The sequence below is a fragment of the Streptomyces sp. NPDC058576 genome (assembly GCF_042718715.1).
Lineage (GTDB): Bacteria > Actinomycetota > Actinomycetes > Streptomycetales > Streptomycetaceae > Streptomyces.
The window spans coordinates 125,600-148,880 of the sequence record NZ_JBHXPF010000006.1 but is presented as its reverse complement, the minus strand read 5'-3'; the positions used below and the strand labels follow the sequence as shown (position 1 = coordinate 148,880).

At 72.3% G+C, this 23,281-nt stretch carries 22 protein-coding genes; 13 read left to right on the top strand and 9 right to left on the bottom strand.

Going from position 1 to position 23,281, the window contains the following annotated elements; genetic code table 11:
* Positions 1-315: 315 nt before the first annotated feature.
* Positions 316-1,302: a sporulation protein gene (locus ACFWRV_RS07325; RefSeq protein WP_384329803.1), complete on the top strand. Its 987-nt coding sequence runs from the start codon at positions 316-318 to the stop codon at positions 1,300-1,302.
* Between the two features lie 29 nt (positions 1,303-1,331).
* On the opposite strand, the gene ACFWRV_RS07320 is transcribed toward ACFWRV_RS07325, so the two are convergent.
* Together ACFWRV_RS07320 and ACFWRV_RS07315 are read right to left on the bottom strand one after the other, a co-directional pair.
* Positions 1,332-1,718, bottom strand: coding sequence for a DUF4180 domain-containing protein (locus tag ACFWRV_RS07320; RefSeq protein ID WP_384329546.1), 387 nt, complete (start codon positions 1,716-1,718; stop codon positions 1,332-1,334).
* Positions 1,711-2,211 carry a helix-turn-helix domain-containing protein gene (locus ACFWRV_RS07315; protein WP_384329543.1) on the bottom strand — a complete coding sequence of 167 codons (501 nt, stop codon included), beginning with the start codon at positions 2,209-2,211 and terminating at the stop codon, positions 1,711-1,713. Before ACFWRV_RS07315 ends, ACFWRV_RS07320 begins: the two co-directional genes overlap by 8 nt.
* A gap of 173 nt (positions 2,212-2,384) precedes the next feature.
* Between ACFWRV_RS07315 and ACFWRV_RS07310 the strand changes: the two genes are divergently transcribed.
* The 4 genes from ACFWRV_RS07310 to ACFWRV_RS07295 all read left to right on the top strand — a co-directional run bounded on the left by ACFWRV_RS07310 (position 2,385) and on the right by ACFWRV_RS07295 (position 4,026).
* Positions 2,385-2,819 carry a hypothetical protein gene (locus tag ACFWRV_RS07310; protein ID WP_384329540.1) on the top strand — a complete coding sequence of 145 codons (435 nt, stop codon included), beginning with the start codon at positions 2,385-2,387 and terminating at the stop codon, positions 2,817-2,819.
* 91 nt (positions 2,820-2,910) lie between these two features.
* Complete coding sequence (locus tag ACFWRV_RS07305; protein WP_384329537.1) at positions 2,911-3,087, top strand: hypothetical protein; 177 nt, start codon at positions 2,911-2,913, stop codon at positions 3,085-3,087.
* A 207-nt stretch (positions 3,088-3,294) separates the two neighbouring features.
* Positions 3,295-3,471, top strand: coding sequence for a DUF6381 family protein (locus ACFWRV_RS07300; RefSeq protein WP_384329534.1), 177 nt, complete (start codon positions 3,295-3,297; stop codon positions 3,469-3,471).
* 54 nt (positions 3,472-3,525) lie between these two features.
* Entirely contained in the window at positions 3,526-4,026 is a 501-nt protein-coding gene (locus tag ACFWRV_RS07295) for a GNAT family N-acetyltransferase (RefSeq protein ID WP_384329532.1), read from the top strand.
* Positions 4,027-4,374: 348 nt separating this feature from the next.
* On the opposite strand, the gene ACFWRV_RS07290 is transcribed toward ACFWRV_RS07295, so the two are convergent.
* Both ACFWRV_RS07290 and ACFWRV_RS07285 read right to left on the bottom strand, forming a co-directional pair.
* Complete coding sequence (locus ACFWRV_RS07290; RefSeq protein WP_384329529.1) at positions 4,375-5,118, bottom strand: transporter substrate-binding domain-containing protein; 744 nt, start codon at positions 5,116-5,118, stop codon at positions 4,375-4,377.
* A 160-nt stretch (positions 5,119-5,278) separates the two neighbouring features.
* Entirely contained in the window at positions 5,279-5,791 is a 513-nt protein-coding gene (locus ACFWRV_RS07285) for a DinB family protein (RefSeq protein WP_384329526.1), read from the bottom strand.
* 118 nt (positions 5,792-5,909) lie between these two features.
* Between ACFWRV_RS07285 and aac(3) the strand changes: the two genes are divergently transcribed.
* Positions 5,910-6,764: an aminoglycoside 3-N-acetyltransferase gene (aac(3), locus tag ACFWRV_RS07280; protein ID WP_384329523.1), complete on the top strand. Its 855-nt coding sequence runs from the start codon at positions 5,910-5,912 to the stop codon at positions 6,762-6,764.
* A 19-nt stretch (positions 6,765-6,783) separates the two neighbouring features.
* Here the strand turns inward: aac(3) and ACFWRV_RS07275 are convergent, their stop codons facing one another.
* Positions 6,784-9,198 carry a polysaccharide lyase 8 family protein gene (locus tag ACFWRV_RS07275; RefSeq protein WP_384329521.1) on the bottom strand — a complete coding sequence of 805 codons (2,415 nt, stop codon included), beginning with the start codon at positions 9,196-9,198 and terminating at the stop codon, positions 6,784-6,786.
* Positions 9,199-9,568: 370 nt separating this feature from the next.
* Here ACFWRV_RS07275 and ACFWRV_RS07270 point away from each other — a divergent pair, with 370 nt between their 5' ends.
* From ACFWRV_RS07270 to ACFWRV_RS07245, 6 genes are all read left to right on the top strand, one after another.
* A complete protein-coding gene (locus tag ACFWRV_RS07270) occupies positions 9,569-10,690 on the top strand; it encodes a substrate-binding domain-containing protein (RefSeq protein WP_384329518.1) in 1,122 nt (373 codons plus the stop codon).
* Between the two features lie 223 nt (positions 10,691-10,913).
* Positions 10,914-12,218, top strand: coding sequence for an ABC transporter substrate-binding protein (locus ACFWRV_RS07265; RefSeq protein WP_384329515.1), 1,305 nt, complete (start codon positions 10,914-10,916; stop codon positions 12,216-12,218).
* Between the two features lie 76 nt (positions 12,219-12,294).
* On the top strand, positions 12,295-13,287 hold the full coding sequence (locus ACFWRV_RS07260; RefSeq protein WP_384329512.1) for a carbohydrate ABC transporter permease: 993 nt from the start codon (positions 12,295-12,297) through the stop codon (positions 13,285-13,287).
* Entirely contained in the window at positions 13,284-14,222 is a 939-nt protein-coding gene (locus ACFWRV_RS07255) for a carbohydrate ABC transporter permease (RefSeq protein ID WP_384329509.1), read from the top strand. The genes ACFWRV_RS07260 and ACFWRV_RS07255 overlap by 4 nt, the downstream gene beginning before the upstream one ends.
* A 47-nt stretch (positions 14,223-14,269) precedes the next feature.
* Complete coding sequence (locus ACFWRV_RS07250; protein ID WP_384329800.1) at positions 14,270-15,256, top strand: hydroxyacid dehydrogenase; 987 nt, start codon at positions 14,270-14,272, stop codon at positions 15,254-15,256.
* A gap of 46 nt (positions 15,257-15,302) precedes the next feature.
* Positions 15,303-16,790 (top strand): HAD-IA family hydrolase, encoded by a 1,488-nt coding sequence (locus ACFWRV_RS07245; protein WP_384329507.1) that lies wholly within the window; start codon positions 15,303-15,305, stop codon positions 16,788-16,790.
* Positions 16,791-16,859: 69 nt separating this feature from the next.
* Here the strand turns inward: ACFWRV_RS07245 and ACFWRV_RS07240 are convergent, their stop codons facing one another.
* Together ACFWRV_RS07240 and ACFWRV_RS07235 are read right to left on the bottom strand one after the other, a co-directional pair.
* Positions 16,860-17,729 carry a ketose-bisphosphate aldolase gene (locus tag ACFWRV_RS07240; protein WP_384329504.1) on the bottom strand — a complete coding sequence of 290 codons (870 nt, stop codon included), beginning with the start codon at positions 17,727-17,729 and terminating at the stop codon, positions 16,860-16,862.
* Between the two features lie 53 nt (positions 17,730-17,782).
* Positions 17,783-18,670, bottom strand: a complete 888-nt coding sequence (locus ACFWRV_RS07235) for an SIS domain-containing protein (RefSeq protein ID WP_384329501.1) — start codon at positions 18,668-18,670, stop codon at positions 17,783-17,785.
* Between the two features lie 84 nt (positions 18,671-18,754).
* Between ACFWRV_RS07235 and ACFWRV_RS07230 the strand changes: the two genes are divergently transcribed.
* Complete coding sequence (locus tag ACFWRV_RS07230; RefSeq protein WP_384329498.1) at positions 18,755-19,282, top strand: SDR family oxidoreductase; 528 nt, start codon at positions 18,755-18,757, stop codon at positions 19,280-19,282.
* Here ACFWRV_RS07230 and ACFWRV_RS07225 read toward each other — a convergent pair.
* Positions 19,234-22,086 carry a hypothetical protein gene (locus tag ACFWRV_RS07225; protein WP_384329495.1) on the bottom strand — a complete coding sequence of 951 codons (2,853 nt, stop codon included), beginning with the start codon at positions 22,084-22,086 and terminating at the stop codon, positions 19,234-19,236. The genes ACFWRV_RS07230 and ACFWRV_RS07225 overlap by 49 nt on opposite strands.
* The gene (locus ACFWRV_RS07220) at positions 22,083-23,213 is read right to left on the bottom strand and encodes an AAA family ATPase (RefSeq protein WP_384329492.1); all 1,131 of its coding nucleotides are present in this window, start codon (positions 23,211-23,213) and stop codon (positions 22,083-22,085) included. The genes ACFWRV_RS07225 and ACFWRV_RS07220 overlap by 4 nt, the downstream gene beginning before the upstream one ends.
* Positions 23,214-23,281 lie beyond the last annotated feature (68 nt).

The following is a 23,281-nucleotide window of genomic DNA, read 5'->3' as shown; positions in this document are numbered from 1 at the left end:
TGCGGTGCCGCAGCTCCTTCTCTGTTCGGGTCGTCGGGATCGACGGTGGGGGACGGGTGTGAACCCGCCTGATAGATAGTAAAGGGAACGCAAAGCAAAGGGGAGTGGCGGGTGTCACACGGAGTGCCGCCCGGAACGCCGCCCGGGAGAGGCGCCTCGCGGCGGTGGCGGGGCCGGTCACCTGTGATCCGGGTGGCCGGAACTGTGCGTAGCGGTCGCGGGCTTGGGAAATCCTCTCCTTCCCGGGAGGTTCTGCCCGGCGAGGTGGCTCACGCAGCCTCGATCGCCCATCCACAGAAGGAGCGGACGCCGCACATGGTGTTCAAGAAGTTGCTCGGAGCCCTCGGGGTCGGTGGCCCCTCGGTCGACACCGTCCTGCAGTCCGGCCCAGCTCTGCCCGGTGGCCTCCTCTCCGGAGAGGTCCGCCTGCGGGGCGGCGGGTCGGACGTGACCGTCGACCGGATCTCCCTTCTCCTCGTCGCCCGGGTCGAGAGGGAGGGTGCGGAGGAAGAGGACGAGGGCACGGTCGTCCTCGAACGGTTCACCGTCGGCGGTGGGTTCCGGCTGGCGGAAGAAGCCGAACACACGGTGCCGTTCACCGTCACCCTGCCGTGGGAGACGCCGGTCACCGAGCTGCACGGCCAGCACCTCGGGCCCGTCCTCGGCATCCGCACGGAGCTGGAGGTCGCGGGAGCGCGGGACAAGGGCGACCTCGACGCGCTCGCGGTGGGACCGCTGCCCGCGCAGGAGGCGATCCTGGAGGCCTTCGGGCAGCTCGGTTACGTGTTCAGGTCCGCGGACCTGGAGCTCGGCCACATCCGCGGCACCGGTCAGCGACTTCCCTGCTACCAGGAGATCGAGATCCTTCCGCCGGCCGGCCACGCGCACGCCGTGAACGAGATCGAGGTGACCTTCCTCGCCGCACCGGGCGGTCTGGAGGTCGTGATCGAGGCGGACAAGCGTGCCGGACTCCTCTCCGAGGGCCACGACACGGTCCACCGTTTCACCGCCTCCCACCACGCGGCCCCGCAGACCGACTGGAACGCCCAGGTCGACGCCTGGCTGAAGGAGGTCATCGCCGGCCACGAGGGGCACGGCACGCCGCCCTCGTACGGAGAGCACCACGCCGGCCATCAGGACGGCCGGCACCGTTCGGGCCCCGGCGCGGGTGCGGTGGTGGCCGGGGCCGCCGCGGGTGTGGCCGTCGGCGTCGTGGGCGGCATGGTCGCGGCCGAGGTCGTCGACGAGATCGGCGACGCCTTCGAGGGCGAGGAGGACGAGGAGGGCGAGGACGAGGGCTGACCTGAGGGAGTCCCGGGCCGGAAGGCGGCTCAGCCCGCCTTTCGGCCCGCTCCGCCCGGGGCCAGGCGCTCGGAGAGGGCGTCGAGGTCCGGGAGGAACCAGATGTCCTGGCCCCGGTTCGCCTCCCGGACGAGGTCGGGAAGGGCCGAACTGGCCGCCAAATGGCGGTCGATGTCCCCGATGACGACCAGACGCAGCCGGTAGTTCGCGAACTTCTGCAGGATGTCTCCGGCGAAGCCGGTGCTCAGGTCGAAGAAGCGGTCGTCCAGCCGCGTGGACGGCACCGCGACCACCTCCGCACACGCGAACGCGGCACCGATCAGATGGTCGAGAGCGTCCTGGACCGTGGTGATCGACGCCCCGTCGGTGTCGCACACGAGGACCGGCATGCCGTGGTGCTCGATGACGTCAGCCACGGTCCGCCTCCTGCTCGCCCACGGTCGCGGACGAGGACGTGAACAGGCCGCTGTCCGGCCCGAGCAGGCCGTCGATCAGGTGCAGCAGATCGGCGGTGGCGGTGGCACCGCCGAGAATGACGAGCTTCATTCGGGCTCGCTCCTTGTCGTAGACCGTCTGGATGCGCAGGGAGTCCGACGCCCCCCGCAGGGACTGCCCGCCGGCCGTCACGTACGTACTCAGGCGGTGCGCGGCGTCCGGGCCGAGGGCGTCGATCTGCACGATGCTGGAGACCTCGACGTGCCCGGGCGTGGGCGGTGGGTCCGAGTGCGTGTCGCCGGTCGGCCTGCCGGTCAGGGCCTCGAAATCCTCCCTGCTGATCCGGTACTGCTTGCCGATCCGGACGGCCTTGAGGCGGCCGTCGCGGACGTAGTTCCGGACGGTCCGCACATGCAGGCCCAGCCGCTCGGCCACCTCGCCGATCGAGTACAGCTCACGCTCGTCGTTCCCCATGAGGCCGCATCGTACTGCAAAGTACTTTATCGTTCCCCCGATAGGTAATGATTGGGTATTCGAGAGAAGGTGATGGTCGGTGCTTCTCCGTGTCGGACGCTCTCGGCGTGTGCGACGGGCCCCGGGGCAAGAAGGTGGGAAGCGAACGTTCGCTCACGTGGACAAGGAGTCCCATGAATCCCGGAGCCGGGCCGCCCGACCCGCGGCACCGACGCCCCGAAGGCGTCACCGACACCACCGTCGAAGCCCTCGGGGCCCTCTCGAAGGCCCTGGAGACCGCCGAGCGTGCCCGCGGTGCCCTCTACGACTTCCATCAGCTCACCGGGAGCGCCGACCTCGCCCTCGACGAGGCCGTGGGACTGCTCCGTGCCGCAGGGCACGGGCAACAGGCCGAGCGGGTCGAACGGGAGGTCCTCGGCCGCAACGTCATCCCCGGACACTGGACGTTCCAGATCGTCGAGGAGTACAACACCACCTACTACGACGTGTTCCGCACGATCGAACGGCAGATCAGACAGGAACTCGCCGAGGGTCACGACCACCTCTACGAAGCCGAGATGGAGGCCGCCCGGCGGACCGAAGGGCATCCGGACCACACCGCCGACTGACGCGCTTCCGCGGGGCGTTGAGGCAGGCGCACCCCGGCGTACGTCCCGCGATCCCGGGCACACGGAGGTCACCGCTCGGAAGGAGCTCCCCATGCTCGGTATAGCTGCCGCAGTCCTGTTCTTCATCGCGTTCCTGATCAACGCCGCCGACATCTCCACCAACGACGTTTTCGCGTCGACCAACGTCATGCTCATCGGCCTCGTGCTCCTCGCCCTGCACGTCGCGGGCGTGGGGACGAGCAGCCGGATCGGGGGCCGCAGGCGCTGAATCGTCCCCTCACGGCCCCACCGTCGATCCGACCGGCGGTGGGGCCGACGGCTGTGGCCGTATCGGGATCCCCCGGCCCCGGCCCCGGCCCCGTCACCGAACGTAGCCGCACGAGATGCGGAGCGCACCGACTCCGGTGACGCTGGGGCTCCGGTCGCGCACGCAACGCCGGTCGCCGACGGAGGACCCACGACGGAGGACACCCCCATGAACCTGTACGACAGCCCGGTGGAGCGAGCCCGCCGCACCCGTGAACGCGCCGAGGAACTGGGTCGCGCCGCCGACCGGGCCACCGACCCCGAGCACCGCCGGCGGCTGCGGGAGAAGGCCCTGCGCCTGCTGCGCGAGGCGCCCGCGTCCGACCCCGGCCGCCAGCGCCGGTGATACGGGCGAAAGCCGATTGCCCGGGCGCCCGCCGCCCGGGTAGCGTCACGCGCCGTGACCCCGACTCTGCGCACCGACAGGCTCCTGCTGGAGCGTTACGTCCCCGAGGACGAAGAGGACTTCGTCGCCCTGTTCCAGGACACCAGGGTGTCCCGATGGATGGGTGACGGCCCGTCCTCCGAGGCGGCGGACCGGGCCCTGTTCGGACGGGTCTTCACCCAGGTCTACGCCCAGGACCTGTTCGCCGTCTGGGCCGTCCGCCGCGACGGCCTGCTCGTCGGGCACGCCGAGATCAAGCGGACCGACGTCGTCGACGGCCACGAGATCATCTACGCCCTGGCGCCCTCGGCATGGGGGTGCGGCCTGGGGACCGAGCTGGCACTGGCCGTCGTCGCCCACGGCTTCGGCGCCCTCGGACTGGCCGAGGTCCACGCCACCGTCGCCGCCGCGAACGAGGCCTCGCTGACCCTGCTGAACAGAATCGGCTTCGAGCACATGAGGGACATCGCGGAGGACGACGGCAGCACCACACGGGTGCTGACCCGCCACCGCTGACCGTCGGCCGCCCCGCCGATCAGCCCGACGCCGATGCCTGCGCCGCCTCCCGTCGCCGCCGCTGCTCTCCGAGGTCCCGCCACGGGCGCCGCGAGCATCAGCTCCGGCGTACAGGGGTGCCGGGGCTCGGAGGTGACGCTTGGCGCGTCGCCCGCCTCGACGAGTTCGCCGCCCCGGTTGACCGCCGGTCCTACCGTCTGACGGTGGGACCCGGAGGCATCGCCTGCCGCGCCGCCACACCCGGCGGAGTGTCCCGCGCCCGCCACCACGGCGCTCCACCTGCTCGCCACCTCCGGCGACCGCCTCCCGTGCCAGGAGCTGACGGACGCACCGCGTCCGGAGGAGGGTTCAGGCGGCGGGCGCCACGATCGCGCCCTCGACGCCGTGACGTTTGAGGGCGTCCGCGACGAAGCCGCCCGCTTTCATCTCCTCCACGAACGACGCCAGCAGCTCCCGGGCCGCCGCCCCTCGCCCGGCCGGCACCCCCATGGCCTGCTGAATCACCATGAACCGCCCCGGCAGCACCCGTACGCCCTCCTCCCGCGCGGCCTCGGCCTCCAGCAACTGGCGGATCCCGGCGGCCACCTCGACCTCGCCCGCCCGCAGGGCCGCGAGCGCGCGCGGGGCGCCCTCCAGCCGGACGACCTCGGCCTGGCGGATCTCGCGGGTGAGGAAGAGGTCGTACGCCGACCCGGCCCCGACCGAGATCCGGGTGCCCTCGCGGTCCACCTGATCGTTCGCGGAGATGGGGGCGCGCTCCGGCACCAGATAACTGCCCTCGATGAGGACATAGGGGGCGGTGAACCGCAGCCCCTCGCCCCGCGCCGGGTCGACCGCGAAGAATCCGATGTCCGCCCGCTCGGCCCGCACCGCGTCGACCGACAGCGCGGCCCGCTCGAAGGCCACCAGCTCGACGGGCACCCCGAGCCGTCGCCCGAACTCCCGGGCCAGGTCCACGGAGACCCCGGCCGGCTCGCCGCTCGCCGGATCCCGGTGGGCCAGGATCGGGTTGCCGAGGTTGATCGAGGCACGCAGGGTGCCGCCGGGCGCGAACGTGGCGACGAGGGCGGAAGGCGTCGGCTGCTGAGTCATGGAGCCGAGTCTACGAGGGAGCCCACGGCGGTCGACGGGTGTACGGGAGCGGCCGCCACCCGGCGACTGGGGCCGCCCAACCCGCCGTCTCGGGCGCCCACCCGGCGTCCGGGGCCCCCGCCGTCTCGGGCGCCCACCGGGCGCCTGGGCCCTCGCCGTCTCAGGCGCCCACCGTGCCGTCCACCCCTTCCCGCAGCAGGTCCGCGTGACCGTTGTGGCGGCCGTACTCCACCAGGACGTGCACCATGACCATCCGCAGCGAGACGTCCTTCTCCCAGCGCGGCTGACGCCCCACCAGGTCCAGTGAATCCGCCTCCCGTTCGATCCGGCGCGAGATCTCCACCTCCGCCTCCCAGGCGGCGAATGCCTCGGCCCGGGTCGAGGCGCTCGCGTCGTACGCCGCCTGGAAGTCGAAGGGCTTCACCGACCACACCATCGGAGCCGCCCCGTCCTCGAACACCCTGCGGAACCAGGTGCGTTCCACCTCCGCCAGGTGCCGTACCAGAGCCAGCAGCGACAAGGTCGACGGCGGCATCGACCGCTCGCGCAACTGCTCGTCGCTCAGTCCCGCGCACTTCATGGCCAGGGTGTCCCGGTGGTAGTCGAGAAAGGCCCGCAGCGTCTCGCGTTCGCTCCCCAGCAGCGGAGGCCCGATCCGGTCGTCGTTCGTCATGATGATGTTCCCCAGTCCGTGTGCCGGCCGACAGTATGACCGGCCCGCTCCCGCCCGGTCAGGCGGGTTTCCGCCGCGCCCCGAGACGACCCCGAGACGCCCTCTAGGGTGTGGAGGCATGGACGTGACGGAACTCTTGCGACGCTCCGGCGGCCCGGTGACCCGGGGCCGGGTCCGCGACGGCCTGGCCGCACTCGGCCTCGCCCCGGGCGACACCGTGATGTTCCATACCCGGCTGTCCGCGATCGGCTACGTCCCCGGCGGCCCCCAGACCGTCATCGACGCCCTGCTGGACGTCGTGGGACCCACCGGCACCCTGCTGGTCACCTGCGGCTGGAACGACGCCCCGCCCTACGACTTCACCACCTGGCCCCGCCCCTGGCAGGAGGCATTGCGCGCCCACCACCCCGCGTTCGACCCGGGGACGAGCGAGGCCGACCACGCCAACGGCCGCCTCCCGGAGGCCCTGCGCCGCAGGCCCGGGGCCGTACGCAGCCGCCACCCCGACGTGAGCTTCGCCGCGCTCGGCGCCTCGGCCGCCGCACTGATGGCCGCCCATCCCTGGGACGACCCGCACGGTCCCGGCAGCCCGCTGGCGCGCCTCGTGGCCCTCGGCGGCCGGGTGCTGCTGCTCGGCGCGCCGCGGGAGTCGATGACGCTGCTGCACCACGCCGAGGCGCTGGCGCAGGCCCCCGGCAAACGGTTCGTGACGTACGAGCAGCCCATCGAGGTGGAGGGCGAGCGGGTCTGGCGCACCTTCCAGGACATCGACTCCGAGAACGGCGCGTTCGACTACGCCCCGGTCGTGCCCGAGGGGCAGGACCCCTTCGCGGTGATCGTCGGGGACATGCTCGCCGCCGGCATCGGGCGGGTGGGCTTCGTCGGGGCGGCCGAGAGTTGCCTGTTCGATGCCGGCCGGGCCGTGGACTTCGGCGTCCGCTGGATCGAGGAGCATCTGAACCCGGCCGCCTGAACGTCGGCGCCGACGCGGTTCAGGACAGCCGCACCTTGACCGTCTGCGTCGCCCCGCGCGTCCGGGACAGGTCGCCGAAGACCAGTCGTAGCGATGCCCCCGTGGTCGCCGAGGTCACCGTCGCCGGCTTCGACACGACCGAGGCGACGGGCCGGTTCCAGGTGAGGGTCAGGCTCGTCCGCATCCGCATGGGGTCGCTCACGCAGACCGTCGCCGTCCCGTCGGCGTGCTCGGTGACCATCACGGAGCACGGGGCGTCCGCGACCAGCGGCCCGACGCTGCCGCCGAACCAGAAGTTCACGGCGGTCAGCCCGAGCGAGGGCACCGCCACCCCCTGCTGGTCATCCGTGTTGGCGAGCACGCGCAGCCAGTCGCTGTCGGCCGCCCGCGCCGCCGTGCGCGCTGGGGACGCTCCGGGCAGCAACTGGTACGCGTACGTACCGTCCGACGGGTCCTGGCCGTGGTCGAACCAGAGGGTGAGGTATGTCCGGGAGACCGGGTCCGTGGAGCCCGCGGTGTTGATGTCGCGCCAGCGCCCCGTCCGGTTCTCCCGCAGCGCCTTCACGGTGGCCCCGCCGGGGAAGACGTAACCCCCGTGCCCGGCCAGATGCGCCCAGGAGGCGCCGGTCAGCGTCGCCGACCAGGGGGCGGTGACCGGTTTCGCCGAGCCGTCGACGGTGAACGGGGCGTTGCCCGCCGGCCCCAGGTTGCGGTTGTCGACCGTGGTCTCCACGGCGGCGCCGTCGCGGCCGTGGATGCCCGCGCCCAGGCACACCACGGTGTCGTCGAGGAAGAACCACGACTTCTTGGCCATCAGCGTGCTCGACAGGCCCTTGAGGTACTGGCCCACGGCGGCGTGCTTCCTGTCGGTCACCCCGCCGACCCAGTTCACATCGGGGAGCGCGACGCCCCAGTCGCCGCCCGCCCCGTCGGCGAGCACCTTGCGCGAGGCCGTGGTGCCGGGAAGCCGGTACGGGTCGACGGTGGGCCAGAAGGCGTCGCTGTACTGGCCGTTGGCGAAGGTGTCGCCCCACCAGTAGAGCATCCCGTTCCCGGTGTGCCAGCCGCGCAGATTCTCGCCGTTGCCGACCTCGTAATAGGTGATCCGCCGGTCGGCCATGCTCAGGGACGCCGCCCAGCCCGGACGGCGGTGCGTGGCCCGCGCCATGTCGGGGAAGAGGCGGTGGCCGTCCGGCTCGGGGAGCGGGGTGAGCGAGGTGTCGTCCAGGACGCTCTTGATCCGGGCCAGCGCGGTGAGCCCGAGCGCGGGATTGCTCAGCGGCGGGCTGTAGCAGTCGCGTTGCGCCCAGCCCTTGACGAGCGCCCGCCACCGCGCGTTCTCGGCGGCCGAAGCGCCCCGCCCCAGCAGCACGATGGAGGCGAGGATCGGATGGCCGCGCCGGTGGTCGTCGACCTCGCCGCGGCTGATGGCGCGCCCCGCGACGGAGTCCATGACCAGGCCGTTGTAGAGGAACGGGGCCCAGGCGTTCTCCACCGCGTCGAAGACCACCTGCCGCTTCGGGTCGCTGACCTCCCACGCCGTCCCCTTCAGCAGTGCGAAGAGCAGCCCGAGCCCGCCGAGCATCACCGATCCGTAGCTGCCGGTGTAGGGGACGGTGGTGTGCTGGATGAACGAGCCGTCGGCGTAGAGCCCGTCGCCCTTGGTCACCAGCGGGAACACGGGGGAGAGGGCGTCCCGGGCCAGCGCGATCTTCGCCGCGCTCCCTCCGACGACCCCGCGCAGCGCCAGCACCCGGCACAGGTCGACCCGGTTCGCCCCGGTGCTCGTCCCGGTGTACGAGTCGACGGCGGAGTCCGGTACGAAATGGTCGACGGCGGCGCAGTAGCGAGTGAGCCGCTCCGGGGCGATGGCGTCGTACATCAGCACGCACACGTCCAGCAGGGCCTGCGGCGCGCCGATCTGCCAGCTGTACCAGTTGCCGTACCGAGTCTGCCCGTCGTTGTAGACCTCGGTGTTGAGGTGCTCCAGGCCGCTGAGCACGGCATCGCGCAGCGCGGTGCTCCCGGTCAGGCCGGTGCCCTGCTGACGGTAGGCCTGCGCCATGGTGTTGAGGCGGATGAAGCTGTCTGCCATCCGCCCGGAGAGCACGTACGACTCCGGGTCCGTGTCCGGGTCCGGGTCGGCGAACACCGCGTCGGGCCAGAGCGAGCCCTCCGCCGGGGCCATCGTCTCCAGCCACCGCGACGCCTTCGCGCCGAGATCGGCCAGCCGGCTCCTGAAGGGTTCGGCGGTCGGGCTGAACCCCTCGCCGAGGATCAGCGCGCTCCATGTGGTGCGGAGCGCGGCGTACGGGTCGGCCTCGGGGGCGGCGGATGCGGCGCCCGGCGCGGTGAGCATCAGGGCTCCGCCGCCCGCGGCGCCGAGCGCCGCTGAGGTGGCCAGGAAGGTACGGCGGGACCAGGCAGAAGTCATGGGAGAGCTCCGGGTCGGTGACGTGTCTCCGGTGGGAACCCGGCGCGCAGGGCGCTGGACTGGCCCCGGGATCCGACTGTTCTGAGCGGGCGGGCACTTTCTAGCAGCCGCCAGGCGACTCGCTCAATGACTTTGGCCGAATTGATCGTGTCGATCGTTTCTCGGGGGGTGTAAGCGTCTGCCGGGCGAGAACCGGCGCGCGCCCGTCGCGCCGGGGCAAAACACCGCTCGGATCGTTTCGAGCGGATGTGATCGATATGGTTGGGGCGTGCCGGGCGGGCCCCGGACGGCAGCCATCCGGGGTGGCCGCCGGTCGCCGCCGTCACGCCGTCGGGCCAGAGCCCAGCCATCTCCGAGTCCAGGGGGATCCATGCGACTGCACGTCGATCAGCGCCACGAGCGGGTGCTCGAGCTCGTCCGCGAGCGCGGCAGCCTGCGCGTCGCCGAACTCGCCGAGGAACTCGGCATGTCCGCCGTCACTCTGCGCCGGGACGTCGAGGCGCTGGCCGCCCAGGGTCTCGTGGAGCGGCTGCACGGCGCGGTGGTGTGGCCCGCCGGGCAGTCCCGGCCCGCCCCCGCCGCCGCGCCCCCCGCCGAAGGGCTGGTGGTGGGCATGGTGGTGCCGACCACCGAGTACTACTACGCGGACGTCGTGCGCGGCGCCCGGCAGACCGTCGAGGCCGCGGGCGCCCGGCTGACGATCGGGCTCTCCCGCTACCTCCCCGACGAGGACGCCGCCCAGGCCCGCCGGCTGCTGTCCACCGGCGCCGACGGACTGCTGCTCACCCCCAGCTGGGAACGCGGCGTCCCGGAACAGGGCGAGGGGCTGTGGACGGTGGAGCAGGAGACCCCGGTCGTCCTGGTGGAACGCTCGGCGCCCCTCGGGCATCCGGCGGCGCGCCTGGACCGGGTCCGCTCGGACCATGCGCACGGGGCCGCCGAAGCGGTGGCGCACCTGGCCGGGCTCGGGCACCGGGCGATCGCGCTCGCCGTGCAGGACAGCCCGACCGCTCCCCGGCTCCGGGTGGGCTACCGGGCCGCCGTGGAGGCGCTCGGGCTGAGCCCGGTGTCGGCGGCGCCGCTGGACGACGCCCGGTCGCGGTCGGAGGCGAAACGCTTCGAGCGGACGCTGGAGTATCTGTGCGAGGCCGTGGCGAGCGGCAACGTCACCGCCGCGATCGTGCACAGCGACGCGGACGCGATCGTCCTCATCCCCCGGCTCCAGGCCCGGGGGGTGCGGGTGCCCGAGGACCTCGCGGTGATCGCGTACGACGACGAGGTCGCCGGCCTCGCCGACCTGCCGCTCACCGCCGTGGCCCCGGACAAGCACGCCGTGGGGGCCGCCGCCGCGCGGCTCCTGCTGTCCCGACTGGGGGTGGCGGAACCGGGGGCGACGGACGCGGGCGCGGCCACGGGCGCCCGTCGGCATCTGGACATCCTGCCCACGCTGCGGGTCCGGGTCTCCTGCGGGGCGGCCGCAGCCGCTCTCTGACCGAAGAAGCACCGCGCCGCGAGCCGCGCCCCGGGTCAACAGGCCCTGGAGGCGCGGCTCTTCGGGTTCCCGTTGCCGGCGGTTGTCACGAACGGGGTCCACCTCCTCCGTGATCGATTCGATTGAATTGGTCATTTGCTCTTGACGGCGATCAGTTCTGCGCAAAATGATGTGTGCCGTTCACCTCATCTCCCGCAGTTCGAGGTCCCGTAGGAGCCGGCCCATGCCCTGTACCGCCCGCACGTCCCGCCTCGCCCTCGCGGCGTCCGCCGCCTCACTCGCCCTGCTCGTCACCGCCTGCGGCGGCTCGGGCTCGGACGGCTCGGGCCCCGGCGACGGCAAGCCCGTCACCCTCACCTTCTGGTCGGCCACCGCGGGCGCCAAGGAGACGGCCGACGCGTTCAACAAGACGCACACCGACGTCAAGGTGAAGTTCTCCATGGTTCCCGCCGGACCCGAGGGCGTCACCAAGCTGTCCAACGCGGTCAAGGGCTCCAACGCCCCCGACGTGGCCACCATGGACTACTCGGCCCTGCCCGAGTACGCCAGCGAGGGCAACCTGGAAGACCTCACCCCCAGCTCCGGCGACCTGGTGAAGAAGGAGTTCCCCGAGGCCGTCCAGTCCCTGGTCAACCTCGGCGGGTCCACCTGGGCGGTTCCGTTCGACGTCACGCCGATCCAGCTCTTCTACCGCAAGGACCTGTTCAAGAAGCACGGCGTCGAGGTGCCGACCACCTGGGCCGAATACCGTACGGCCGCCGAGAAGATCCACGCCGCCGACCCCGACGTCACCATCACCAACTTCGGCGGCGGCGACCCCGCTCTGCTCTCCGGGCTCGCCTGGCAGGCCGGCGCCCGGTGGTACGGCACCAACGGCGACGCCTGGAAGGTGAACATCGACGACCCGGCCTCCCGCAAGGTCGCCGCCTACTGGGACGACCTCCTCGCCGACGGCCTCGCCTCCAAGACCCCGCTCTGGGGCGAGGGCGAGACCAAGGAGCGCGCCACCGGCAAGGTCGCCACCATCATCGGCGCCGCCTGGAGCGCCGGCAACTTCCCCGTCAGCTACCCCGACTCCCAGGGGAAGTGGGGCATAGCGCCCCTGCCCACCTGGGACGGCGAGGCGAGCACCGGCATGTACGGCGGAACCTCCTACATCGTGCCCAAGGGCAGCGAACACACGGAGGCCGCGGCCGAGTTCATCAAGTGGGTCACCACCGACCCGGCGGCCATGACCGCCCGCCTCAGCTCGCTCAAGACCCCCAGCAGCGCCCTGCCCGCCAACGAGGGCATGCGCGCCGCGGCGGCCAAGCAGTTCGACAACTCCTACTTCGGCGACCAGGACGTCTACGCCGTGGCCGGCCAGGCCGCCGGCACCATCGTGCCCGGCTGGACCTGGGGGCCGGTGCAGCAGCAGGTCACCTCGGTGCAGATGGCCGCCGGCGGCGACCACACGAAGATGCTCGACTCCGGCCAGGCGAAGGGCGAGAGCGCGGTCACCGACCGCGGCCTGAAGCTCGACAAGTAGCCGCACGTCGGCCCGGCGCACGAACTGCCGGGCCGCCTCCGCCCCAGCCCACCCCACCCCGCCGAAGGAGCACCAGGTGGCAGCCCCACTCGCCCGGCCGGACAGGACCCCGGCACCCCAGGCCGTGCCGCCGCCGGCCGTCCCCGCCGGACCGGGCAAGCCCGGAGCCCCGGGCGGCCCCGGCACACGACGCGGACAGCGCCGGGCCGTCGCCCTGTTCACCGTCCCGTTCTTCGCGCTCTTCGCCGCCGTCACCGTCCTGCCGATGGTCTACGCGGCGTGGATGAGCCTCTACCGGGAGGAATCCTCCGGCCTGGGATTCGGCGGAACCGAGCGCGTCTTCGCCGGGTTCGGCAACTTCACCGAAGCCCTGGGCAACGAGGCATTCCTCCGCTCCTTCGGGAACATCGCCCTCTACTGCGCCCTCTACATCCCCGCGATGGTCGGCGGCGCGCTCGTCCTGGCCCTGCTCGTCGACTCGACCATGGCCCGGGCCAGGCGCTTCTTCCAGATCGCCTACTTCCTGCCGCACGCGGTGCCCGGCCTGATCGCCTCACTGATCTGGCTCTACCTCTACACACCCGGCCTCAGCCCCGTCACCGACGCCCTCGACGCGTTCGGCGCGCACTGGAACTTCTTCGGCGAGGACGAGGCGATCTTCTCCGTCGTCAACATCTCCGCCTGGCAGTGGACCGGCTACAACATGATCATCTTCTACGCGGGTCTCCAGGCCGTTCCCCGCGAGGTCCTGGAAGCCGCGACCGTCGACGGAGCCGGAGCCCTGCGCACCGCCCTCCAGGTCAAGATCCCCATGATCCGGCCGACCGTCGTCCTGACCCTGCTCTTCACCTGCGTCGGCGCCATCCAGCTCTTCGACGCCCCCAAACTCGTCCAACTGCGTGCCAACACCATGGGCGAGGACTGGTCGCCGACCATGTTCATCTACACCGCGGCCTTCAAGGGCCACGACTACGGCCTGGCCGCCGCGAGCTCCCTCCTGCTCGCCCTCGTCGCCGGCCTGCTGTCCTTCGTCGTCACCAAGCTCGGCAACCGGTGGAAGGCCTCATGAGCATCCAGACAGCCAACCGCGAGGCGCCGACCGCCGCCACCCGGCGCGACCGGGCCGAACACCGCACCGCACCACGCCCGCCCGCCCGCCGGGGCCGCACCGGGGGCCTCACCTCCCGCGTCGCGGTGAACTCCGTGCTCGCCGTCGTCGCCGTCTACACGCTGATGCCGCTGACCTGGCTCCTCATCGCCTCCACCAAGAGCTACCGGGACCTGTTCGCCACCAACCCGTTCAGCCTCGGCGACTTCCACTTCCTGGCCAACCTGAACGCCCTGCTCGCACACAACGACGGTGTCTTCGTCCGCTGGATGCTCAACAGCCTCCTCTACACCGTCGTCGCCTCCCTTCTCTCCACCCTCATCTCCGTCGCCTGCGGCTACGCCTTCGACAAGTACGCCTTCCGCGGCCGGGAGAAGTGGTTCGGGGTCGTCCTCGTCGGCGTCCTCATCCCCTCGACCGTCGTCCAGCTCCCGCTGTACCTGATGGCCTCCGAACTGGGCCTCGTCAACACCTACTGGGCCGTCCTGATCCCCAGCCTCGTCAACCCCTTCGGCGTCTACCTCGCCCGCGTCTTCTCCGAGGGGTACGTGCCCGACGAGGTCCTCGAAGCGGCCCGGGTCGACGGAGCCGGGGAGGTGCGGACCTTCGTGAAGGTCGCCCTGCCGATGCTCGCGCCCGGCTTCGTGACCATCTTCCTGTTCTCCTTCACCGCGAGCTGGAACAACTTCTACGGCGCGCTCATGATGCTCAACGACGACCGGCTCTACCCGGTCAACCTGGGCCTCTTCATGTGGAACCAGAACGTCTACCAGCAGCCCGAGCTCTACCCGCTGGTCATCATCGGCTCCCTCGTCGCCGTCGTCCCCCTGATCGTCGCCTTCCTCTGCCTCCAGCGCTTCTGGCGCTCGGGCCTCACCGCAGGAGCCGTCAAGTGAGCCACCCCGCCCCGCACCGGCGGGCCCGCCCCCGCACCGTCCTGGCGATGAGCGGCGAGACCCGTGCGGCGGTCCTGGCCCCCGCGGCCCTGGACCGGCTCGCCCGCGTCGCCGACCTCGTCCCCGGCCTCCTCGTCACCGACTTCGGCGCCGACGACCCCGCCCAGCGCACCGGGCTCCATCAGGCCGAGGTGCTGTTCACCGGCTGGGGCTGCCCGCCCCTGGACCCGACGGCCCTGAGCGCGATGCCCCGGCTGCGCGCCGTGATCCACACCGCCGGCTCCGTCAAGCACCACATCACCCAGGACGTCTGGGACCGCGGCATCGCCGTCAGCACCGCCGCCACGGCCAACGCCGTCCCGGTCGCCGAGTACACGGTCGCGGCGATCCTCTTCGCCAACAAGAACATCCTGGAGAGCGCCCGCCTCTACCGTCGGTCGCGCTCCCGCGTGAACCTCCTCGAACGGTTCCCCGGCATCGGCAACTACCGCCGGACCGTGGGCATCGTGGGCGCCTCCCGCATCGGCCGCCGCGTCGTCGAACTGCTGCGCCCCTACGATCTGCGCGTCCTGGTCCACGACCCGTACCTCGACGAGGCGGCGGCCCGGGCCCTCGGTGTGGAGCGCGCCGGGCTCGACGCCCTGGCCGCCGAGAGCGACGTCGTCACCATCCACGCCCCCGAACTCCCGGGAACCCGCCACCTGTTCGATGCCCCGCGCCTCGCGTTGATGCAGGACGGGGCGACCCTCGTCAACACCGCACGCGGCTCCCTGGTCGACACCGACGCGCTGGTGAAGGAACTGGCCACCGGACGCCTGAACGCCGTCCTCGACCACACGGAACCGGAAGTCCTGCCCGCCGACTCGCCCCTCTACGACCTGCCGAACGTGCTGCTCACCCCGCACATCGCCGGCTCGCAGGGCGGCGAACTCCACCGGCTCGCGGACGCCGCCGTCGACGAGCTCGAACGGTACGCGCACGGCCTGCCGTTCGCCCACGCGGTGGACCCCCGCACCCTGCACCAGCAGGCCTGAACCCGTTCCCGTACCCACACCCCCGTACCTCTCCGGGAGAGCTGTCATGACCCGTGCCCGCCGCGTGCTCGTCGTCGGCATCGACGGAGTGCGCCTCGACACCCTGCACCGTGTCCCCACCCCGCACCTCGACGTGGTGGCCGACGCCGGCTTCCTGGCCCCGGTGACGGTGGGGGAGGGCACGCCCACCATGTCGGGGCCGTGCTGGGCGACGATCGTCACTGGCGTGGGCGTCACCAAGCACGCCGTGTGGAGCAACGACTTCAGCGGCCACCGCCTCGGCGTCTTCCCGGACTTCGCCACCCGCCTGTCCCGCCAGGACGGCCGCCGCACCTATGTCGCGGCGGCCTGGGAGCCGCTGGTCACCGTCGCCGACGGCGGCCCGATGCTCCGCCGGCCCACCCGGCTCACCCACTGCGCTCCGACCGCCGACACCCCCGCCGCCTGGGAGGAGGCCGACGCTTCGACCGTGCGCGACGCGGTGGCCGTCCTGACCCACGAGGATCCCGAGGCGTCCTTTATCCACCTCGGCGCCCCCGACGAGACGGCCCACCACCTCGGCTGCGGCAACGCGTACGAGGCATCGGTCGAGGCGGCCGACCGCCGCCTGGGCGCCCTGCTCGCCGCCCTGCGCTCCCGGCCCTCGTACGAGGACGAGGCCTGGACCGTCCTCGTCGTCACCGACCACGGGCACCGGGACGGGGGCGGCCACGGCGGTGACAGCCCGGCCGAACGCACCGCGTGGCTCGCCTGCGCGGGCCCGGACGTCACCGCCGGGGCCCGCCCCGCCCGCCCGGTCCGCCACGAGGATGTCGCCGCCCAGGTGTACGCGGCCCTGGACCGCACGCCCGACTCGCACTGGACGCTGGACGGACGTCAGGTGCCCACCGTGCCGCGCGGTGTGCTCCTGGACATGGACGGCACGCTCGTCGACACCGAGCCGCTCCGGCTGGAGGCGTCGCGCGCCGTCGCGGCGGCCCACGGCCACACCCTCACCGAGGAGGACGGGACCGCGGTCCTCGGCCGCACCTGCGCCGACACCGCCGTCCGCCTCGTACAGCTGTGCCCGGAGCCCACCACGGCCGCCGCGCTGGAATCCGAGCTGGAGGACACCTTCCTCGCCGCGGTCGAAGCGGGCGTGCGGCTGCGGCCCGGGGCTCGCGCCCTGCTGGACCGGCTGGAGCGGGAGGGTCTGCCCGCGGCTCTGGTGTCGGCCTCGCCGCGCCGGGTGGTGGACACGGTCCTGCGCACCCTGGGCGGCGAGGCATTCCGTACGACGGTGGCGGACGGCGAGAGCGACCGCTCCACGCCCTTCCCGGACCCCTATCTGAAGGCGGCCGCGCGTCTGGGACTGCCGCCCGAGGCCTGCCTGGCGGTCGAGGACAGCCCCACCGGAGTGGCCGCAGCCGAGGCGGCGGGCTGCCGGGTGCTGGCCGTGCCCTCGTCGACGCCGGTCGCACCGGCCCCGGGGCGGCGGGTACGGGCGGATCTCACGGCCCTGCTGCGGGAATGGGGGCCGGGGGAGCCGGCCTGACGTGACGCCAGGAAGACGCCGGGGGCCGGCCGGCAGCGCGCCTGCCGCCCCCCCCCCGGCTCTCCGTTGTCACGCGGCGTGCGCACGCCCCGAGGGCAGCACCGCGATCATCCGGGCCACCGTGCGGGCCATCGCGTCCCGGCCGTCCGCCAGATAGCGGCGCGGGTCCACGCCCCGGTCGTCGCGGGCCAGCCGTTCCCGTATCGCGCCGGTCATCGCGATGTTGAGCGCGGTGCCGATGTTGACCTTGCGGATCCCGCCCCTCACGGCGCGGGCCAGCTCCTCGTCGGAGGCCCCGGACGAACCGTGCAGCACCAGCGGGACCGGCACCGCCTCCCGCAGCCCGCTCAGCAGAGCGTGGTCGATGACCGCGTCCCGCGAGGTCATGGCGTGCGAGGTGCCGACCGCCACGGCCAGCGCGTCGACCCCGGTGGCCGCGACGAACGACCGCGCTTCGCCCGGATCCGTACGGGCCCCGGGTGCATGGGCGTCGAGAGCCGGCTCCCCGTTCTTCCCGCCGACCTGCCCGAGCTCCGCCTCCAGCCACAGGCCCCGCTCGTGTGCCCAGACGACGGCGGCGCGGGTGGTCGCCAGGTTCTCCGCGTACGGCAGCCGGGCTGCGTCGAACATCGCCGAACTGAAACCGCAGTCCGCCGCCCGGTGCAGCAGCTCGGTGGACTGCACATGATCGAGGTGCAGGGAGACGGGTACGGCCGCCTGGTCGGCGATCTCGGCCGCGGCGCGCGCGAGCGGCCGCGGCCGGCCCCGGTGGTAGGCGACGGCGTTCTCACTGATCTGCAGGATCACCGGCGACCCCGCGGCCTCCGCGCCCTCGGCGATGGCTTCCGCGTGTTCCAGGGTGATGACGTTGAACGCGGCGACCGCACTGTGCTGTGCGGCGGCCTCGGCGATCAGATCGCCGGTGGCGGCGATGGGCATGGCGACTCCGGGATGAGGGACCGGTAAGCGGGGGAAGGGAGTGGCCTGTGCCGTCAGGCCGTGCTGCTGAGGATGACCGAGCGGGTCAGGTGGCGCGGCCGGTCCGGGTCGAGACCGCGCGCGTTCGCGATGGCCAGCGCCAGCCGCTGCACCCGCACCAGCTCCGCCAGCGGGTCGAGGCCGCCGGCCACCCATCGGGCGCCGGTCGCGTGCACCTCGTCCATCAGTCCGGACGGGGCCTCGCCGAGCATCCAGGTCGCGGTGGAGCGGGTGGAGATGCTGATCGGGCCGTGCCGGTACTCCATCGCCGGGTACGCCTCGGTCCAGGCGAGCGCGGCCTCGCGCATCTTCAGCGCCGCCTCGTTGGCGAGCCCCACGCTCCACCCCTGCCCGAGGAAGGTGAACTGGCTGCACTCCACCAGTCCGGCGGGCAACGGCTCGGCCAGCGCGACCTGGGCGTCCTCGATGACCGCGTCGCTGTGCAGCCCCAGATGGGCGCGGAGGAGGGTCAGCGCCGAGGTCGCGAAACGGGTCTGCACGACGGACTTCTCGTCGGCGAACTGGAGCACGATCGTGTCGTCGGCCATCGCCGCCATCGGGGTGTCGGGGTCGCCGATGACCACCGTGCGGCGGGTCGTGTCACCGATCTGCCCGAGGAGTGCGAGCACTTCCGTCGTGGTGCCGGAGCGGCTCAGCGCCACGACCCGGTCGTAGGGCCGGCCGGCCGGGAACTCGGATGCGGCGAAGGCGTCGGTCTCGCCCTGACCGCTGCCCTCCCGCAGAGCCGCGTAGGCCTGGGCCATGAAGTACGAGGTCCCGCAGCCGATCACGGCGATGCGCTCGCCGGCCGCCGGAAGCCGGTGGGCCAGTCCGTCCGCCATGCCGGCGGCCACCTGCCAGCAGTCGGGCTGGCTGGCCAGCTCCTGAGCCACGTGTGTCATCTGTGCTCCCTGTTCGCGGTTCCCGGCGATTGATGCTCGAAGCTGCATATTAGGCGAGCTTTTCAATCAATATCAAGCAGATGGGTGCAGGGTTCGTACACCTGGCACGGCTGCGCTTCGAGAGACCTGCGGAGCGATCGAGGCAGGGCGGCGGAGTCATGGGTTCGACGGCGGGAAGGGCGCGTGGGTCACGGGCGCCGGCCGCGCCATCGGTCGGGCGATGGCCCGACGGCGCGCTACCGGGCCTTGGTCGCCGTTCACGCTCGGTATTCAGGGAGACGCCGAAGCCCTGTACGAGGTGTTCCGTGCGGACGGATCGTCAACCTTTCGTCGGCCGCCGCCCACCGGTCGGTTCCGGTGTCGGTGACCTACGCCCTGACCGAGGGCGCGCTGGAGACGCTGGCGCTTGCGGTGGCAAAGGACGTGGCGGGGCGAGGCATCACGGCGAACACCGTGATGCCCGGTTTCGTCGGAGGCCGACATGAACGCCCGGCGTGCGTAAGACGCCCGCGCCGCGCACCTCCCGCGCGGCGCGCACCTCCCGCGCGGCGCGCACCTCCCCCTCACGCGCCCGTGAGCAGCGACTCCCACGCGATCGCGGTGTCCGGGTGACGGGCCGCCAGCGCGGCACCGGCCGAACCCGCCGGGCCCACCCCGGGCTCGGCCCATCTGCCGTCGCAGCCCAGCAGCTCCGCGACCGCGTCGAGCGCCCCCGGGTGGGCGAAGAGCAGCGCGGCACCACGGCTCCGGTCTCCGGCCGTCCGCGCACGGCCGACGGCCGACGCATCGGCTTCCGCCACCTCGCGCCACGGCGGCACCCACGCGTCCAGCGCCGCGAGCCGGGCCGGGAAGATCCGCCCCGCCTCACGGATCAACAGCGGGGCCAGGTCAGCCGCTCCGGCGCGCAGCGTCGTGACCAGGGTCGGCAGCCACGGCAGCAGGACCGGATCCGGCAGCCGCCCGAACGCGTTCGACACCGCCTCCACCACCACGTCCGCCAGCCCCGGCACCGGCACCAACGCGTGCACGAAGCCGCTCAGATAGCGCGGATAGGCGGGCACCACCATCGGGTTCGCCAGCAGCTCGTCGCAGCGCTCCCGCAGCTCGGCCCGGGACAGAGCGCCGAGCTGCACCTGCGCCGCCCACAGGAGCGCCGTCCGCTCCGGATCCGTGGGGCGGGACTGGGCGACGGCCAGCTCCAGCTGCGCCCGGTCGCAGCCCAGGGACAGCGCCAGACCCTCCATGCTGAAGAGGAAGCCCAGCATCGCCGCCACCTGGCCCGCGGTCGCGTCCTCGTCCGTGAACGCCGTCGGCAGCAAGGTGCAGTAGTGCGCGTAACCCGCCTTGACGAACGACTCCACCCACGGCGGCAGGACCGGCTCGCCGGTCCGGTAGTACGCCAGCAGCCCCCGTATCCGGCGCAGCACCTCCGGTGCCCCGTCGACGGTGCGCTCGGCGATGAGGACCTCCAGGGCGCGGGCGCCCAGCTCATCGCCGAGACGGCGGCCGCGGAGGTACAGCGTCGCGTCCTCGATTGCGGCGAGGACGACCGCGGTCGTCGCCCGCGGCCCGTAGGCGTCGCGGCGCAGCCGCTGTTCGAGGACCTGCTCGATGCTCACACCCTCGTAACCGAGCTCGATGAGCGCCCGCTGATGGGTGCCCAGCGCCAGGTCCCACGACTCCTGGATCGAACGCTCGCCGAGCTTCCGCTCACCCATGATCGGCCGGGCCGTGCCGTGCGGCATCAGCCGGCGGAGCATCCACAGCACGTCCGAGCACGCCCCCAGCTCCGGGCGGGAGTTCATGTCCAGCAGGGCGCGCCGCACGCCTCGCTGCTGGAGCTTCAACTCCAGCGGTGCGAGCCGGTCGTGCACATCGCGGGCCAGCGGCGGCAGCGCGTCGTAGCCGACCCGGCCGATCCGGTCGCCGCCCATCATGATCTCGACGAGACGCCGCACGTCCCGCCGGCCCGGCACCGAGTCCTTCTCGATGCAGGTGATCGCCGCGTCCTGGAAGTCGTACGGGGTGGGCTTGGCCCGGTCGCGCATCCCGGCGAGCAGGATCGACGTCTCGAACACCGCGATGGCGTCGGATGTGGACGCCAGATATCCACTGCGCCGCGCCGCGCGCACGATCTCCACCGACCAGCCCAGCAGCTCGGCCTCGTCCAGCGTGTCGAGGACCGGCGGCCGTCGCAGAAAGCCGGAGAGCCGGTCCGCGGCGACGCCCTGCGGGGGAGCGGGGGCGGCGGGGAGAGCCGGGGCGGCCTTCCTCGACACCGCCGACTTCCTCGCACCGTCCTGGCCCGCCAGCCGGTACGGCCGCACCCGGGTGCGCTTGAGGTTCTTCGCCCACTGCGTCGCGGCGATCGACACCGACCCCGAAGCCAGCCCGAACTGCGCCTCGATCGCCGCATGGCTGGACGGGATCAGCCCGTGCTGCCAGCTGGTGGCGGAGCGCGGGGAGATCGGATACGACGCGCTGCCCGCCACCCCGAACTCCTCGACCCGGCTGGCCGCGTGGAAGGCGCCGCACACATACAGGCAGTCCTGCGGGTCCGCCCCGCTCGACGCCAGGTGCTCGCGCATCCGGGTCCACATGTACCGCTCACGTTCCTCGTCCACCCGCACCCGGTCCCCGTCGCCGGGAGCGAGCCGCCGGAACAGGCTGCCGACGAGGAACATCACCTGGCGGTAGGCGTCGTGGTCGCTGTCACCGAGCGGCACCTCGACGTACTGGTGCCACCACTCCGACCAGTGCCGGACCTTGCCGTGGCGCAGCAGATGCTCCTCCAGCTCCGCGAAGCGGGGCCGCAGGTCGCCGATCTCCACGCCGACCGCCTCACCGTGCAGCGCCCCCTCGGGCTCCGGAGCCCCGCCCGCAGGACCGGACGGCTCCTTGGGAGTGCGCTCGCCGTGGCGGCTGTCCCACTGGAAGACGTGGTCCGATGACCGGTCGACGAGGACCAGCTCGACGCCCGGGGTGTCCAGCGCGTACGCGATGGCCTGATACTCGGCGGACGCCTCGGTGATCGGGGCGACGACCGACAGCGGGGCCCACTCGGCGGGGAACCCGTCCACGTCGCTCGCGAAGGCCTGGACCGCCACCGGCAGGCGGCAGTTGCGCAGCTCGTCGAGGAGCGGCGCCATGTCCTCGCACAGCTCCAGGTACACGACCTTGGGCTGCTTCTCGCGCAGCCGACGGGCCATGGCGAGGGCGGAGGCGGGGGAGTGGTGGCAGACCGGGAAGATCTCCAGCGGCTCGCGCACCGCCCGGTCGACGTCGTCGACCATGCCCAGGAGGATGCCCTCCAGCGCGTCGGGTCCGCCGGCGAATGCTGCGGCGGCCTCGTGCAACTGCCCGCGCAGCGCCGAGAACGACGTCTCTCCGGTGCCGTTCGTGGGGGACCCGCTCATGACAGTGTGGCGATCGTGTCGCGGCCGCCGTCCAGGAACTCCGGCCAGGAGCCGCCCTCCTGCTTGCTGCGCGGCTCGACGACACCGTGCAGGTACTTGTTGAAGATGGCCAGGTCCTCCGGGTCCCGCCGGGCGAGGGAGCCGACGAGCGAGGAGGCGAGGGTCCGGGCGGTCAGTGTGCGCTCGCCGAAGAAGTTGCTGTGCAGGACGGCGTCCTCCAGCACACCGATCTGCTCCGCCGTCGACAGCGCGGACTCCAGCTTCTCGTCGTCGCTGCCCGCCGCCGCGGCCGAGGTCCGCAGATCGGCGAAGCTCTGGAGCAGGATGTCGAGGAGCGTCGGCGGCACGTCCAGGTCGATGGCGTGCCGGCGCAGCAGTTCCTCGGTGCGGAAGCGGACGATCTCCGCCTCGCTCTTCTTGTTCGTCACGACCGGGACGCGGACGAAGTTGAAGCGGCGCTTCAGCGCGGACGACAGATCGTTGACGCCCCGGTCACGGCTGTTGGCGGTCGCGATGATCGAGAAGCCGGGCTTGGCGAAGACGATGTTGTCGCCGGCGTCCGCGCCGTCGCTCCGCAGCTCGGGGACGGAGATGTACTTCTCCGAGAGGATCGAGATCAGCGCGTCCTGGACGTCGCTGGTGGAACGGGTCAGTTCCTCGAAGCGGCCGATGGCGCCCGTCTCCATCGCGGTCATGATCGGCGACGGGATCATCGAATCGCGCGACTGTCCCTCGGCGATGACCCTGGAGACGTTCCACGCGTACTTGATGTGGTCCTCGGTCGTGCCGGCCGTACCCTGCACCACCAGCGTGGAGTTGCGGGAGATCGCGGCGGACAGCAGCTCGGCCAGCCAGCTCTTGCCGGTGCCGGGGTCTCCTATCAGCAGCAGACCCCGGTCGGAGGCGAGGGTGACGATCGACCGCTCCACGAAGCTCCGGTCGCCGAACCACTTCTGCGAGATCTCCCGGTCCAGGCCGTCGGCGCGCTCGGACCCCAGGATGAAGAGCCGGACCATCTTCGGGGACAGCCGCCAGGAGAACGGCTTGGGGCTGTCGTCGACCGACTCCAGCCAGTCGAGCTCCTCCGCGTACTTGGTCTCGGCAGGGGCGCGCAACACATCGGACATGAGTAGGCCTTTCTGGGCAGCCAGGAAAAGTCGGGGAAGCAGCGGGGAAGGAGAGGAAGCCGGGGAGG